At 43.6% G+C, this 14,801-nt stretch carries 16 protein-coding genes; 6 read left to right on the top strand and 10 right to left on the bottom strand.

Annotated features, from left to right (window positions below; all coding sequences use genetic code 11):
* Positions 1–90 precede the first annotated feature (90 nt).
* Positions 91–558 (top strand): Holliday junction resolvase-like protein, encoded by a 468-nt coding sequence (locus N5J47_RS01940; RefSeq protein ID WP_279958649.1) that lies wholly within the window; start codon positions 91–93, stop codon positions 556–558.
* Here N5J47_RS01940 and N5J47_RS01935 read toward each other — a convergent pair.
* Positions 555–1,196: a class I SAM-dependent methyltransferase gene (locus N5J47_RS01935; RefSeq protein ID WP_279958648.1), complete on the bottom strand. Its 642-nt coding sequence runs from the start codon at positions 1,194–1,196 to the stop codon at positions 555–557. The two genes, N5J47_RS01940 and N5J47_RS01935, sit on opposite strands and share 4 nt — an antisense overlap.
* Positions 1,197–1,362: 166 nt before the next feature.
* On the opposite strand from N5J47_RS01935, the gene N5J47_RS01930 reads away from it, so the two are divergent.
* Positions 1,363–1,926 (top strand): hypothetical protein, encoded by a 564-nt coding sequence (locus N5J47_RS01930; protein WP_267980721.1) that lies wholly within the window; start codon positions 1,363–1,365, stop codon positions 1,924–1,926.
* Between the two features lie 57 nt (positions 1,927–1,983).
* On the opposite strand, the gene N5J47_RS01925 is transcribed toward N5J47_RS01930, so the two are convergent.
* Positions 1,984–2,553: a hypothetical protein gene (locus tag N5J47_RS01925; protein ID WP_279958647.1), complete on the bottom strand. Its 570-nt coding sequence runs from the start codon at positions 2,551–2,553 to the stop codon at positions 1,984–1,986.
* 12 nt (positions 2,554–2,565) lie between these two features.
* Positions 2,566–3,351 (bottom strand): class I SAM-dependent methyltransferase, encoded by a 786-nt coding sequence (locus tag N5J47_RS01920; protein ID WP_279958646.1) that lies wholly within the window; start codon positions 3,349–3,351, stop codon positions 2,566–2,568.
* 121 nt (positions 3,352–3,472) lie between these two features.
* On the opposite strand from N5J47_RS01920, the gene N5J47_RS01915 reads away from it, so the two are divergent.
* Positions 3,473–4,750 (top strand): hypothetical protein, encoded by a 1,278-nt coding sequence (locus N5J47_RS01915; RefSeq protein ID WP_279958645.1) that lies wholly within the window; start codon positions 3,473–3,475, stop codon positions 4,748–4,750.
* Positions 4,751–4,802: 52 nt separating this feature from the next.
* Here N5J47_RS01915 and N5J47_RS01910 read toward each other — a convergent pair whose 3' ends face one another.
* The 7 genes from N5J47_RS01910 to glyQ all read right to left on the bottom strand — a co-directional run bounded on the left by N5J47_RS01910 (position 4,803) and on the right by glyQ (position 10,987).
* Entirely contained in the window at positions 4,803–5,378 is a 576-nt protein-coding gene (locus N5J47_RS01910) for a hypothetical protein (protein WP_279958644.1), read from the bottom strand.
* Between the two features lie 155 nt (positions 5,379–5,533).
* The gene (locus tag N5J47_RS01905) at positions 5,534–5,980 is read right to left on the bottom strand and encodes a hypothetical protein (RefSeq protein WP_279958780.1); all 447 of its coding nucleotides are present in this window, start codon (positions 5,978–5,980) and stop codon (positions 5,534–5,536) included.
* Positions 5,981–6,016: 36 nt separating this feature from the next.
* Positions 6,017–6,418: a hypothetical protein gene (locus N5J47_RS01900; protein ID WP_279958779.1), complete on the bottom strand. Its 402-nt coding sequence runs from the start codon at positions 6,416–6,418 to the stop codon at positions 6,017–6,019.
* Between the two features lie 145 nt (positions 6,419–6,563).
* Complete coding sequence (locus N5J47_RS01895; protein WP_279958643.1) at positions 6,564–7,394, bottom strand: OST-HTH/LOTUS domain-containing protein; 831 nt, start codon at positions 7,392–7,394, stop codon at positions 6,564–6,566.
* A gap of 69 nt (positions 7,395–7,463) precedes the next feature.
* Entirely contained in the window at positions 7,464–9,530 is a 2,067-nt protein-coding gene (gene glyS, locus N5J47_RS01890) for a glycine--tRNA ligase subunit beta (protein WP_279958642.1), read from the bottom strand.
* 46 nt (positions 9,531–9,576) lie between these two features.
* The gene (locus tag N5J47_RS01885; RefSeq protein WP_267980713.1) at positions 9,577–9,972 is read right to left on the bottom strand and encodes a tautomerase family protein; all 396 of its coding nucleotides are present in this window, start codon (positions 9,970–9,972) and stop codon (positions 9,577–9,579) included.
* A gap of 34 nt (positions 9,973–10,006) precedes the next feature.
* The gene (glyQ, locus tag N5J47_RS01880; protein WP_279958641.1) at positions 10,007–10,987 is read right to left on the bottom strand and encodes a glycine--tRNA ligase subunit alpha; all 981 of its coding nucleotides are present in this window, start codon (positions 10,985–10,987) and stop codon (positions 10,007–10,009) included.
* Between the two features lie 375 nt (positions 10,988–11,362).
* On the opposite strand from glyQ, the gene N5J47_RS01875 reads away from it, so the two are divergent.
* From N5J47_RS01875 to N5J47_RS01865, 3 genes are all read left to right on the top strand, one after another.
* Entirely contained in the window at positions 11,363–12,550 is a 1,188-nt protein-coding gene (locus tag N5J47_RS01875) for a TCR/Tet family MFS transporter (RefSeq protein ID WP_279958640.1), read from the top strand.
* A 118-nt stretch (positions 12,551–12,668) separates the two neighbouring features.
* Positions 12,669–13,931 carry a putative DNA modification/repair radical SAM protein gene (locus tag N5J47_RS01870; protein ID WP_279958639.1) on the top strand — a complete coding sequence of 421 codons (1,263 nt, stop codon included), beginning with the start codon at positions 12,669–12,671 and terminating at the stop codon, positions 13,929–13,931.
* A 2-nt stretch (positions 13,932–13,933) separates the two neighbouring features.
* A complete protein-coding gene (locus N5J47_RS01865; RefSeq protein ID WP_279958638.1) occupies positions 13,934–14,728 on the top strand; it encodes a TIGR03915 family putative DNA repair protein in 795 nt (264 codons plus the stop codon).
* Positions 14,729–14,801: the final 73 nt, after the last annotated feature.

Below are 14,801 nucleotides of genomic sequence, written 5' to 3'. Positions count from 1 at the left end.
GTTTTAACGAGTCTCTTATATTCCATTCTACCTTAGCATCTTTTTCAGCGTGGTAGGTTACACTTTAGGCTCAGAACAGGGGGAAATTTTATGTCGGTTTGGTTGGCAATGCTGATAGGCGGATGCATTGGTGTGGTGATCACCACCATTATATTATCCAGCACACGCAATGGGCGTATTCAGGCAGAATATGAACAGTATATTGCTGAACTTGAATTGGCACATAAACAGGCGCTGGTCGACGCGCAGAAGCGCAGTGTCAACACCAGCCGCGCGGTGCTAAAGGGTAAAATGGCCGAGCAGTTTGCCCCCATTCTGCCTGAGTTTCAGTATCTTCCCAGTGATGCCAAGTTTCTGGGTGACCCTGTGGATTATGTGGTGTTTGATGGCTATACCAACTTCCGTGATGGCGATGGTGATGCCGAAGACATTGAGGTGATCCTGCTGGATATTAAAAGTGGCGGTGCGCGCCTGAGCAAGGGACAGCAGGCTATTGCCCAGGCGATACGTGAGGGACGGGTGCGCTTTGAAACCCTGCGTATTGATTTTAATGATTAATCCGCAATCTCAAGATTGAGCTTTTGTACCCGTGCCATCAGCATCTTTTGTGCAATGCTTGGAATGCCCTCTGCATCAAAATATTGCTTTTCGATAAACTTGAATTTTGCCTGTTGCAGGCTGCGTTCAATGTCCCGATTCAGGTGGCAGCCATCGCCAATACGTTTTTGAATTGGGGTAAGCAAGGTCTGTAAAGACTGAATCTTGACCGAGTTGGGATGCTTGACGTGCTCAACCAGATGGAAAGTTCCCGTAGGTTTCAGCACACGATAAATTTCTGCCAGTGCCTGATCCAGTCGGGCAATACTACACAGTGTCCAGGTGGAAACTACATGATCTAGGGACTTGTCGGCAAAAGGCAGTTTCTCTGCATGTGACTGCACATGCTTGACATGGAATGGTGCATGCTGAACCCGTTCAACCGCCAGATGGTAAATGTCTGGATTTGGTTCAAGCGCATACAGTGCATCGACATTGCCATAAAATGGAATGTTTAAACCTGTTCCAAAACCAATCTCAAGCACTTCGCCCTCAATCGGCAGCAGCAGTTCACGGCGTTTATCCATCAGGCTGGCGGTTTGCATGACCTGATTGAGCAGGTGCGGGAAAACCCGACGTTGATAAAATTGATAAATCATAGAGTTCCATTCATTGATTTAAAAAAAGGGGAGTGGAGTTGTCACAAAAATATGACCAGAGAGCGTTTGACTGTTACCAAAAAAAGCACTTTCTTGCATGGTCTAAGCATACTATGAAGAGAAATGATTTTCTAAACTTTCAGCGTTATTTTTGAGGATGGTCAGCATGAACAAAAGCTTATGGATCAGTTTATGCATGGTGGCTGCGATTGGACAGGCACATGCATCCACCAGTGGTGCGGAATATAATATTGCCAATGGTTTATCGCCTATTTTAAAAGACCAGTCCATCTCTGTGTTGCAGCCTTTTTATGGTAATTTCCGTATCCTTGGTTCAAAGGTTTATCAGGATGATGAACAGGCAAAATTCTCGCCAATTGACTATGCGGTGAGTTGGGGGCTGTTTGCCCAGCCTGAGATTGCCCGCACCATTTCAGTCACCCAGTATGACCGTTACCTGAACTGGAAAATGGACAGGCTGCCTGTCCCTGCCAATCAGGCCATGCAGATGGTGTCGAATATGCACATCATTCCCGCCAATCCCAAGATTGCCCAGCAGATTAAACAGGTAAAGCGCGGTGATTTGGTGCAGCTCAAAGGTGAACTGGTTGAGGTGCGTGACAAGGATCTGGTGTGGAAGTCGTCATTGACCCCCACAGACACAGGGGATGGTGCCTGCGAGCTATTTCGTGTGAACTCCATCCAGTGGATTGAGAAGCAGAAGATTTAAATTGGATCTTTCTTGAGATGTAGAGGGGCTAAATGCTCCTCTACATATTTATAGGTTTTATTCGGTTTGCATTTTTGAGTCAGCAGTTTGAGTGCTTTTCCAGTGATGCAACTGGCTTTGTGCATGCAGGTACTGGTTTAACTGATCCACCTGTTTGCCTGTGTCGGTTGTGCCTGTACCCGATAAAGTGCTTTGTTCCAGAGCTTTAGCCTGATTCTGCCAGTAATCCGACAACAAACCCTGAATATAACGGCCTTGCTCGGTTTTTAATTCCAGATCTTTCAGCATCGTCAGTGCAGAGTGGATATTATCTTTCTGGCGCTGCTGTTCAAATTCTGGTGTCAGTGTATTGGCCTCTTTCATTTTCGCCAACTCGATTTCCATACTGTCACTCATTGCGGTAAAACGCTGGTCATAATCTTCCAGAATGGCAATGTCATGTCCATCATCAGGCGTGGCAGGGAATTGCTTGATGGGTGTCTGGTTCAGTTCGCCAATTGAATTGTTGACTGAACTGCCTTGCTTTTCATTATTTGGGGCAGGTGGTTGGTCCTTGTTACAGGCACTGAGCAGTAGGGTGGTGCTGAGTACACAGCTTATTGCAAATATTGTTTTGATGTTTGGCATGGTCAACTCGATCTATAATGAATTTGATGTTTTCTGAAAATGATATGCAAAAGTGGTGTAAGGAAAATCTATCTGATCTTGCGCAGTTAGCCCTGTAAAATCAAATACAATTTGTTCAAACCTTGCTTTAAGTTTTTGTTGCTGTTGTGCTGGCATTGCCGCAATAAAACTGGTGGACAGCAGGCGTTTGCTGACCACCTGCTCGACTGTTCCCTGATGCAGTAACTGAAAGGTCCCTAGTTCCACAAATTTAAAGAGCTGCTGATTTTCAAACACCTGTTTCCATTTTTCACTATGGTAACGAGGGGTGTCTTCCTCAAGTGGTGCAATTTCATCCGCCAAGGCCCTGACCCAGTCAACCTGAATATCACGTTGGTTCCAGACCAGTCCCAGATGCCCTGATGGTTTTAATACGCGATGCATTTCGGTCAGTGTTTCAATGTTTGAGAACCAATGGAAAGACTGGGCACAGACCATGGCATCAACCGATTCATTTTGCAAAGGCAGTCGGTCACTAAAAGCCTGTACACATGCAACTGTTGGATGAACCTGTTGAAGCTGTTGCAGCATTTCCGCCACGGGTTCCACCGCGATCACTTTTGCCTGGGTTTGAGTAAGGTAGGGTAAGAATTTGCCAGTCCCCGAACCGAGGTCAATAACAGTGGAACTTTCACCTATCTGGAGGCGATCTTGTAGCCAAACCACTATTTCTTGCGGGTAACTGGGACGGACCTGCTGATACAGTTCAGCACCTGAACCGAAGCCTTTCGCAGCGGATGGATGTAGGGATTGTGTCATTTTTTGCGCTTTTTAATCTGTCTTATCTCTATAAAATAAGATACTCCGCAATAATGAATTGGCAAAGCCCTCATTTGATGCGTTTTTGATACCCGCCTAGGATCAACTTTTTAGTGTGAGCATGGATAAGCAAATAATATTTGAAGATGAACATATTCGCGTTATTTTTTTAAAAGGTTCAAGTGACGCTTTGGTGATTTCTTTTGGCGACCTGATTAGCCGTGCCAAAGGCATGTCGATTAATGCTGAAAAATCATTATTCAAATATCAATACAATGTGATTGGCATTATGCCGAAACAGAAATCGTGGTTTCCTAAAGGCAGCATGTTACAAATGCAGCAACAGATTCAATCCATTTTGCAGCAATTCAAGGAAATTGTTGGCTATGGCGGTTCAATGGGGGGATATGCCGCAATTAAGTATTCAAACTTGTTGAATATGCAAAAAGTGGTGGCATTTGTCCCGCAATATTCAATTGATCCCGAAGTGGTACAGGATCGCCGTTATGCCGAATTTTTTGATGCCGCATTGCATCAGGATATGCAGATTCAAGCGGATGAGGTTGATCCAGCGCGGGAATACATTCTGGTTTATGACCCCTACTATGCGGAAGACAAAGAGCATTTCCTGAAAATACAGCCTTTGCTGCCGAATATGCAGGTGATTCATCTGCCATTTACAGGCCATGAAGCCTTGTCTGTGCTGGCAAGTTCACAACTGCTGCATGATTTTGTTGAGCAGCCTTTTGACATCACCTATTTCTATAAACGAGTGAGGGAGGTCAAAAAGCAAAGCAAGTTCTATTACCGTCAGGTAATTGATCATTTACTTGCTCGACATCCTCAAGCCTTGTTAAAGATTTTACAGCAGAATGATTTTGAGCTGGATGAACGTTATTTTGATGCCGTGTTAAAACAAAAACTGGTGCAGCAATTGTTTCGTTTAAAGCAGGGCACTGAACAGAACCTGCATAAATTGGGAATACCCATCCATTTTGTGCAGCATGCTCAGGCACAGGCTGCCAATGTAAAAACAACTCAGGATACTGATCTGGTTTTTAATTTGGTGAGTTTAAAACTCGAAAGTTATACGGCTGAGATCATTGAGGCTAACTCACAATACCTGCTGCCCTTAACAGCACAAGCCAATACTTTGGTTTCCCTTGAACTTAATAATGAACTTTATTTATTGACCATGAATGACCGTGGGATTCATAAGCTAATCAAACAAGGTGAAGCTTTGCCACTTGATCAGTCTCCACTGGTTTTCAAGCAGTATGCGGATTTTTGTAGTATCAGCTATAAACAACTGACCTTGAGTTGTGATGCACAGGGGTTGGGTCAGTTTGTTGAAAATAATGTGGATGAGCAAACTCACCTACATCTTGTTGAATCGTAAATAAAAAAGCCCTCTACAGTCACAGAGGGCTTTTTAGATTGAATTGAAAAGACTAGTTTGCACCCACTTTGGCATTGGTACCGACATTGGCATTTACGCCCAAGACTTTCACGCCAACATTTGTACCTGCCTGAGCCTGTTTCTTATCTGCATTTAAGCCCGTTTGCGCTTGAATGGATGAGTTTCCAACATTAACCCCTGCTTGGGTATTCAGACCAACCGATTTTTGCTCAGCCTGATGTTGCTGATGACGTTTTTTTGCTTCCGCTCTTTTTTCGGCAGCAAACTCCTTGCCATCAGCAGCTTTCTCTACCGCATAATCCTTACTGTTTTTAACCACTTTCGCGGTTTTATCCACCACCTGTGAACCCACATTGCTTGCTGTAGCCACCGTTTTCTGGGTTGCCTCCACACCTGTGTTTACAGCGGCATGACCGACATGATGAGCTGCGTGACCTACGCCTTGGGTGGTATTTTTGACTGCGCCCGCAACGCCGCTAATCAAGCCACCAGACTGTACATTGACCTGAGCTGAGCCATTGGCATTTACCCCGACGTTTTGTGCAAAAATAGAGGCAGAAGCGAGAATACTTGTTGTCACGATAGCTGTTTTGATCATTTTCTTCATTGCGATTTCCTTAAGCGATGTACCGTTTGGGGTACTTCATCAACGCAACTGCATCATAGCGGGCAAAAAAGCGGAAATGTATGGATTTCAGCAAAACTTTACAACCAGATTACAGCTTAAAAACACTCTGGATAGAAATTATGGAGATGGAAAATTTAGCCACACTGATCTAAGGCACTTTGGTTAAAGTAGCTTGTTAACTTGTCAAAGTTATGTTTTACCTCAGGTTTCTGAATGTCAAATACTGTGGTTTTTCGCGTTTTCTGATCTAATACAGGTTTTTCAGTGGTCGCATTCAATAAACGATTCGGTGCATATTGGTAGGTCTCAGAAAAAGCCCGACTCAACTGATTACCTTTAAATTCCCATGATTCCGTGCTCTGACCACCATCAAAATAACCTGTAAACTGGATCATGCAATGATCCTTATATTTATTTAAGGATGCCGCATTGGTCTTGGTATCGGGTAGGGCATCAATGTTCTGAACCTGTTGCAGTTGTTGCAAAGGTGGCTCGGTTTGGGGGGATAATGTAGAACATGCAGTGAAGCCAATACTACTGATTAAAGAAAGCAAAATGGTTTTAAAAGGCGTAACAGTCATTGTTTCATTCATTCCTGTAAATCTTGTTCAATCGTATTAATTTGATGAAGGTTGGCTGAGTTCAGCACGCTCAATAGGCACATTGCCATCTTTGGTGTCCTGCCATTTTTTAGCAGTATATTGTTTGGCTTTTTCGGTTTGTTCCTGAACAATGACGGATTGTTCAGCAGTGTATTCTTTTGTGGTTTTCCACTTTTCACTCATTTTTTGAGATGTGTTTTCAGATGCACCCTGAATTGAGTCGCCAAGATTTTGTAGGCCTTTGCCTGTTTTATACAGCAATACACGGCCTAAGCTTGGATTGTCACCATAAGGCATGCTTGGAGATGATGCTGTACTAGATGCATTTGCGGTAGTGGAAGTTGTGTCGCTTGCCCATAGGGAAGATGATGCAGTGAGTGCAGCAGTCAAAGCCAATATCTGTACTTTATTCATGATCTTTCTATCCTTTTGGTTCTCTAAGCATTTGAAGTTTTTATAGCTTATTGTTGACCTAAATAAAAGGGTGAGAATGATAGGGAATTGATACAGTGCGTAATTCGATTATATGAATATAAATGATATTTTAGTGAAATGAAAATGATTATGGTTCTTTGATAAATGTCATTTCTTCACTATTTAAACGAAATAAAACTTTTTCACCCTTTGAGGTTTGTTTTGTTTGTAGCTGATATAAGCCACTATTTAAAATTAAGTCGGAAAGACTTTTAAATCCATATTGCTGTTTAATTCTAGTATTACAATCTGGAAAATTTCTAGTTATGTGTTGAAGAGCTGTAGTCAATGAAAGCCAACCTGCATTTCTTTTATTGTTTTCAATGAGTGTACAAATCACTTGATAAATTTCATCTGTTGGAAAAAGAAAAATAGTGCGTCCAACTGATGATTCAAGAAAATCTTTATATTCATCCATAGCCCCAGCAAAAACCTTACAGTAATTATTAAATTGATCAATAAAATAGATTTGTTCTTGATATAGGCGTTTTAAGTCATTTAAAGCATGTATACAACTGATTTCATCATTCAAGTTATATTTGGAATAAAAATGATGGATGAGGAAATTTCTACTTTCTACAAATTGATGAAAACCTTGTTGTAAGACTTCCCAGCTTTGCTTTTCTAATGTCAGGCTCATAGAAAAGTGCAAATGATCGATTTGTTCTGGGAGAAAATCTTGATATGTTTCGCCATTCTTGCGAAAGAAACTTTGCAAGGCGTAATTCTTGAGTCCACCTAGTGTTTGATTGTTAAAAGCAGAAATGGAAGTTAGTTCAGTTTGTTTTTTTAAGGAAAATGATTTATTTGATACATCTAATAGGGCTTTTAAACGTATTTCAATATTTTGATAATTTAAAACTAAACGACCAATAAGCTCAAAAATCTGTTGTTGTAGGTGACTTAAATTCTCGTTCATACTATTTTAAAAATAAAACCCCACTCATATATAGCGGGGTTTATTTAAAAGATCAAGTATTCTAAATATTTAACCCTGCAATACACTCACATCTGCAATTGCTGTAAATAAATCACGCAACTGGGCCAATAAGCGTAGACGGTTGGCTTTCAATTCAACATCATCTGCCATCACCATGACATTTTCAAAGAAAGCATCAATTGGCGCACGCAATGCAGCAAGTTTGGAAAGTGCCTCAGTATAGTTTCGTGTAGCAAGTAAAGGCTGAACCACAGGTGTCAACGCTTGAAGCTCTGCATAAAGTGCTTTTTCAGCCGCTTCAACTAGGTTTGTCTCAACCACAGCAGCCTCTGGTGCTGCTTCTTTGGCAAGAATATTGGCAACACGCTTGTTTGCCGCAGCCAAAGCAGCCGCTTCTGGCAAGGTGCGGAAATGATTAACCGCAGTGACACGCTTGTCAAAATCAAGTGGAGATTTTGGTGCAAGTGCCTGAACCGCCTGAATCACATCAACGGCAACGCCTTGGTCTTCATACTTGGCACGGTAACGACCTTCAAGGAAAGTCACCGCATCGGCACGGGTTTTGTCGTGATCTTTAACAACGTCACCATAACCTTGTAAGGCAAAGTCCACTAATTCTTCAATGGTCACATCAAGTTCATTTTCAATGATGAGACGCAAGATACCAATCGCAGAACGGCGTAATCCAAACGGGTCTTTAGAACCTGTCGGTGCCTGACCAATCCCGAAAATACCAACCAGTGTATCTAAACGGTCAGCAAGGGCAATGGTTGTACCTGTCTTGGTTTGCGGTAATACATCACCTGCAAACTTCGGTAAGTATTGCTCACCCAACGCTTCTGCAACTTCGTTGTTTTCACCCTCAAGGCGTGCATAATATGTGCCCGCAATGCCTTGAAGCTCAGGGAATTCACCCACAAGTTCAGAGGTTAAGTCACACTTCGACAATAACGCCGCTTTTTCAGCATCGGCAACATTCGCACCTGTAATAGGTGACAATGCCACTGCCAATTTTGCAATACGTTCTGACTTGTTCCAAAGCGTACCCAATTGAGCCTGAAACACCATATTGGCTAATTTTTCTTTACGGCTAGCGAGAGGCTGTTTCTGGTCTTGCAGGAAGAAGAATTCTGCGTCAGACAAACGTGGACGTACAACTTTCTCATTCCCTTCAATAATTTGAATTGGGTCTTTCGACTCAATATTTGAAATGGTAATGAAGTAAGGCTGTAATTTACCATCGGCATTGATTAAGCAGAAATACTTCTGGTTATCCTGCATGGTGGTAATCAAGGCTTCTTGAGGAACGGCTAAATAACGCTCTTCAAAGCTTGCACGCAAAGCGACAGGCCATTCAACCAGACTAGTGACTTCATCCAGCAGGTCTGCTGGCACAATGGCAGTGGCATTGACTTCATCTGCCAACTTTTTCACTTGTTCCTGAATGGTTACCTGACGCTTTTCAAAGTTGGCAACCACATACGCTTTTTCCAGCACTGCCAAGTAGTCATTGGCATGTGCCAAAGTCACTGCTTCTGGTGCGTGGAAACGGTGACCATAGGTAACATTGCCCGCTTTGTGATCCTGAATGGTGGCTTCAATGACTTGATCATCTTTTAGTAACACTACCCATTTGACTGGACGAACAAATTCAGTACGGCTTGCCGCTGAACGCATCCGTTTGGCGATTGGCAAATTGTCCAACGCTGTTTGTAGAATCTGTGGAAGCAATGCATCAAGGCTTTGACCTTTGACATCTTTCAGGAAGCAAACCTTTTCAACTTTACCTGCCTGAAAGGTGGAAAGCTGGTCAACGCCAATGCCCTGACCACGCATAAAGCCTTCAAGTGCTTTGGTCGGTTTACCCTCAGCATCATACGCTGCCTGAACAGCAGGGCCATCAAAGCGTTTTTGCGTGTCGGCCTGTGCTGCATCAATATCCACAATCTTCAGCGCTAAACGACGTGGCGCGGCATAAGCCTCAATAGAGGCAAAGTTTAAGCCTGCATCCTTTAAACCTTTTTCTGTTTCTGCCTTTAAGGCATCACGTAAGGTTTTTAGACTTTTGGGTGGAAGTTCTTCACAGCCCAATTCAAATAATACGGTATGTGTCATGTTCAAATGTCTTCTAAAAATATTTATCTGTCATAAGCAAGATGATCTAAACATCTACCTTAAACCCTAATGCAACATCGCAAGCCGCCTGACCACCACGAATCCCCCAGTTTTCCAATGGAAGATCGCGAACAATGATCGTCACGTACTTGGGTGGAATACCAAGCAACTCAAGATTGTTGACAATGCCTTGATAAAGGTTTCGTTTTGCATCCACAGAACGCCCAGCAAAGGCATCAATGCTAATCTGTGTATAAAACTCAGGCTGTTCCTGATGCGGTGGGCAGGCAAAACGATGCGGTAAATGGGCGATGAAACGGATATGTTTATCTTTTTCAGGAATCTGGAAGTGTTGAACCAAAGCCGAGTGAACAGCCTCAATGATGGCGATTTCCTGCTCAGTTGAGTATTCACGTCTTACTTCAATCACAACACTTGGCATTTTGATCTTCCTAAATCAGATGTTATTTTTCCATTTATGTACTGGCTTTGTTCTGTGCAGCTTCCGCTTCAACCTGTGCCTTGAGTTGGGCCAATACCTCATCACGCAAATGCGGTTCTGCCATTGGGAAGCCAAGTTCCGCACGCGCCTGTACATAGCTTTGGGCAATGGCACGGGCAAGGGTACGCACACGCAAGATATAACGTTGACGCTCAGTCACAGAGATTGCACCGCGTGCATCCAGCAGGTTAAAGGTATGCGATGCCTTAACCACTTGCTCATAGGCTGGCAGGGAAAGCTTGGCTTCGATTAAACGGTTGGCCTCTGATTCATAGAAGTCAAACAGTTCAAACAGCTTGTCAACAGGCGCGTATTCGAAGTTATAGGTCGATTGCTCGACCTCATTTTGATGGAATACATCACCGTAGGTCACAGTACCAAACTGACCTTTGGTCCACACCAGATCATAAACCGAATCGACACCTTGCAGATACATCGCCAGACGTTCCAGACCGTAGGTGATTTCACCTGTCACTGGATAACATTCAACGCCACCGACTTGCTGGAAGTAAGTGAACTGGGTTACTTCCATGCCGTTCAGCCAAACTTCCCAACCTAAACCCCATGCACCGAGTGTTGGCGATTCCCAGTTGTCCTCGACAAAACGAATGTCGTGCGTCAGTGTATCAATGCCGATGGCTTTTAACGAATCGAGATAAAGCTGCTGAATGTTGTCTGGGTTTGGCTTAAGCACAACCTGAAACTGATAGTAGTGTTGCAGGCGGTTTGGGTTCTCGCCATAACGGCCATCTTTTGGACGGCGTGATGGCTGAACATAGGCCGCATTCCAGGTTTCTGGGCCTAATGCACGTAAGAATGTTGCAGTGTGGAATGTTCCCGCACCCATTTCCATATCATAGGGTTGTAATACGACGCAGCCTTGCTCCGCCCAATAGTTTTGTAGGGCAAGAATTAAGCCCTGAAATGTGTCAATATGCGAGATCGCACGGCTCATGCTGTATCCGTTATAAATTTAGGAAAAATTGTCCCTAAGTATAAGGATTTTGGGGGGGAGTGGCAAAGGCTTAATGCGGGGAAAATTGCTGAGGCGATAGCCTGGGTTTTTGCGTTTCCATCATCCTGCTGATCAGATTGTGAGCCTCATCATTTTAATGTTAGGATGTGCAATGTAATCTTTTTCATTGTTACGATAAAAAACCGCGAAAAATCGACTTGAGGTTCATTTCCTATTCTTTGGGAAAATACTCAGTTCGACACATATCCCAATCTTTAAGGTTCGGTCAGCGTTCATCAGGGCTTGAGATGTTATCAGGCATCGTTAACAGGTTTCCACAGTTTTACTGTGCCTGATTTTTCGATAGGACGCTTTATGAATCGACCTTTATTTATTATTTTTGCAACCATTGCGCTGGATGCTGTTGGTATCGGGCTTATTTTTCCGATTCTTCCCTCATTACTGCAAGATATGACACACAGTACCCATATTGCCGTATATATGGGGATATTGGCCAGCCTGTATGCGGCCATGCAGTTTATCTTTTCTCCCTTGTTGGGTGCTTTAAGTGACCGATGGGGACGTAGGCCGATCCTGCTGATTTCACTTGCTGGTTCAGCAGTTAACTATCTGTTTCTAGCCTTTTCACATAGCCTGCTTTTCCTGTTTCTGGGGCGTATTGTTGCTGGCATCACCAGTGCCAATATGGCTGTTGCAAGTGCCTATATTGTCGATGTTTCTCAGGAAAGCAGTCGTGCAAAATATTTTGGTTTAATCAATGCCATGTTTGGCGCAGGCTTTATTATTGGTCCTGTGCTGGGTGGATTCCTGAGCGAGTATTGGCTAAGGCTACCTTTTCTGGTGGCGGCCATGCTGACAGGATTTAACCTTTTACTTACCTATTTTGTTTTACCCGAATCTCGATGGGTGACCTCAAGGAAAGGGCCATTACCCCCATTAAATCCTTTGAAAGTATTTGCTGGTGTTGGCTCAGTTCATGGTGTACTTCCCTTGATTGCAACTTTCTTTATCTTTAGTGCCATAGGGGAGGTGTATGGGGTTTGCTGGGCATTGTGGGGACATGACACATTTCAGTGGAATGGGTTCTGGGTTGGTCTTTCGCTAGGGATGTTTGGTCTATGTCAAATGCTGGTTCAAGCCTTTATCCCACGCCATGCTTCAAGGATATTGGGTGACCGTAAAACTGTGCTGATAGGTATAGCCTGTACCTGTGTGGCTTTATGCATGATGGCATTTGCTAAAAGTGGCTGGATGATTTTTGCGATTATGCCTATTTTTGCATTGGGAAGTATGGGTACGCCCTCACTGCAAGCCTTGGCTTCCCAAAAGGTTTCTGCCGAACAGCAAGGCCAGTTTCAGGGTGTGATTGCATCTACAGTGAGTTTGGCATCCATGATTGCCCCCTTGTTTTTCTCCATGCTTTATTTCCAGTTCCAGACGCAATGGCCAGGGGCAATTTGGCTGAGCGTGATTGTGATTTACCTGATTGCCTTGCCCGTTGTTTTGTACAGTACCCGAACTGTTTTATCTAAAGGAACTTGAAATAACAGTGCATTGAAACGACAAGCCATGACGTAAAACTGCTTTTGATCACTTATGTTCGAGCAAAAGCTTATGTTAATTTTTTACCTCTCGTTCGTTGTGTATGGTGGTGAAAGGCGTGTCTGATCGCATTCGTGAAAAACTGCAAATTCTTGCGGACGCCGCCAAATATGATGTGTCCTGTTCTTCCAGTGGCAGTGACCGTAAAAATAAGGACAAAGGTTTAGGCGATGCCAGTCATGGTGGGATTTGCCACAGCTATACCGAAGATGGCCGTTGCGTTTCACTGCTCAAAATCCTGTTGAGCAATGTCTGTATTTTTGACTGTGCCTATTGCGTGTCGCGCCGTTCCAATGATGTCAAACGGGCTGCTTTTACCGTTCAGGAAGTGGTTGATTTGACCATGAACTTCTATCGGCGTAACTATATTGAAGGGCTGTTTCTAAGCTCAGGCATTTTCAAGTCGGCAGACCATACGATGGAGCGGATGCTTCAGGTAGTGAAGAAACTGCGTTTGGAAGAAAACTTTAATGGCTACATTCATCTCAAAACCATTCCAGGCGCATCGCCAGAACTGATCCATGAAGCGGGGCTTTATGCAGACCGAATGAGCATCAATCTGGAAATGCCGACTGAAATTGGTTTAAAAGCCTTTGCCCCTGAAAAATCCCATCAGGAAGTACAGAAAGATTTGGGACTGGTTCGAGATCGCCTGATTCAGCTCAAGGATGAACGCCAGATCATCAAGCATGTGCCGAAATATGTACCCGCAGGGCAGACCACACAAATGGTGGTGGGGGCACATCAGGAAACCGATCAGGATGTTCTACTCATGGCAGATCATCACTATAAGGAATTTAAACTCAAGCGGGTCTATTTCTCAGGCTATATCCCGATCAATACAGAGAATAACTACTTACCTGCCGTGGGTTCCGCACCACCACTTTTGCGCGAAAATCGGCTTTATCAGACCGATTGGCTGATGCGTTTCTACGGTTTTCAGGTCAATGAAATTGTCAATGAACGATTTCCAAATCTGGACCTTGATGTTGATCCCAAACTGAGTTGGGCGCTACGCCATCCTGAACAGTTCCCAGTGGACTTAAATCGGGCGGATTACCACATGATTCTGCGTGTGCCAGGGATTGGGGTGAGATCAGCCAAGAAAATTGTACAGGCACGCCGTTTTGGCAAGATCCATATCGATTTATTGAAACAGCTTGGTGTGGCCTATTCACGGGCAAAATTCTTTATCCGTTGTGAAGACAGTCCACGTTTCCAGAAAGAACTTTCCTCCAGTTACATTCGTCAACAGATTTTAACGCAGGGCTCATCCAAGTATGTTCAGCAACTCTCTCCACAGTTAAGTCTGGGGTTTTAAGGATGTGGGGTGGAGGAATGGTCTATTATTATTTTGATGGCTCAATGGTTGGATTACTGAATTGTGTGTTTCGGGCATTCCAGTTCAGGGAGTTTCAGGTCAAGCTCTGTTTATTTGAAAATGCTCAACATGGACTGTTTTCCAGCATTGTTGAAATCCCCAATCATGAACAATATGCGCAACGGGTCTGGTCGGCACTCCAGCGTAAACTTTCACAGTCCGCCTTAAGGCAGTTTTATTTTGCCTATCTGTCTGAATCTCTGGAAGCGCACCAGCACTTACTCAATTACTGTATTTATGTGTTTAGTCAGCAGGGTTCAGTCGAAACGGATTATTCGCATCCCAGTGTGTTGGCAATTTCTCAATGGACAAAAAAGGTGGGACGTGAAAAGCATCGTATGGAAGCCTTTATCCGTTTTAAGAAAACCACCGATGGGCTATTTTTAAGTCTGGTTCGTCCAGACTTTAACGTGCTGCCCTTAATCCAGCCACATTTTAGGCGGCGTTATCAGGATCAACGCTGGCTGATTTACGATGAGCAGCGCAAGTTTGGCCTGTATTATGATTTGCACGAAATCCATGAGGTTTCACTGCAAGCGGATGAAATTGATCGCAATCTCGAAAATGGTTTCAGCCAAAGCTTTCAGTTGCAACTTGACGAGCAGGAGGTTTTATATGATCAGCTCTGGAAAGACTATTTTAACAGCATCAATATTAAGGAACGTCAGAATATTAGGCTGCATGTGCAGTATCTACCAAAACGCTACTGGCGTTATCTCAATGAAAAACTCATCTAAACCAGCTTATTACTGTCTGTAATCTTCCTCATTCAAATAAAACTTAAAAAATGCTGAATAATTTGTTATTGTT

The organism is Acinetobacter sp. GD03645, from assembly GCF_029845285.1.
In the GTDB taxonomy this organism is placed as follows: domain Bacteria; phylum Pseudomonadota; class Gammaproteobacteria; order Pseudomonadales; family Moraxellaceae; genus Acinetobacter; species Acinetobacter corruptisaponis.
This window is presented reverse-complemented; position numbering and strand designations above follow the sequence as displayed.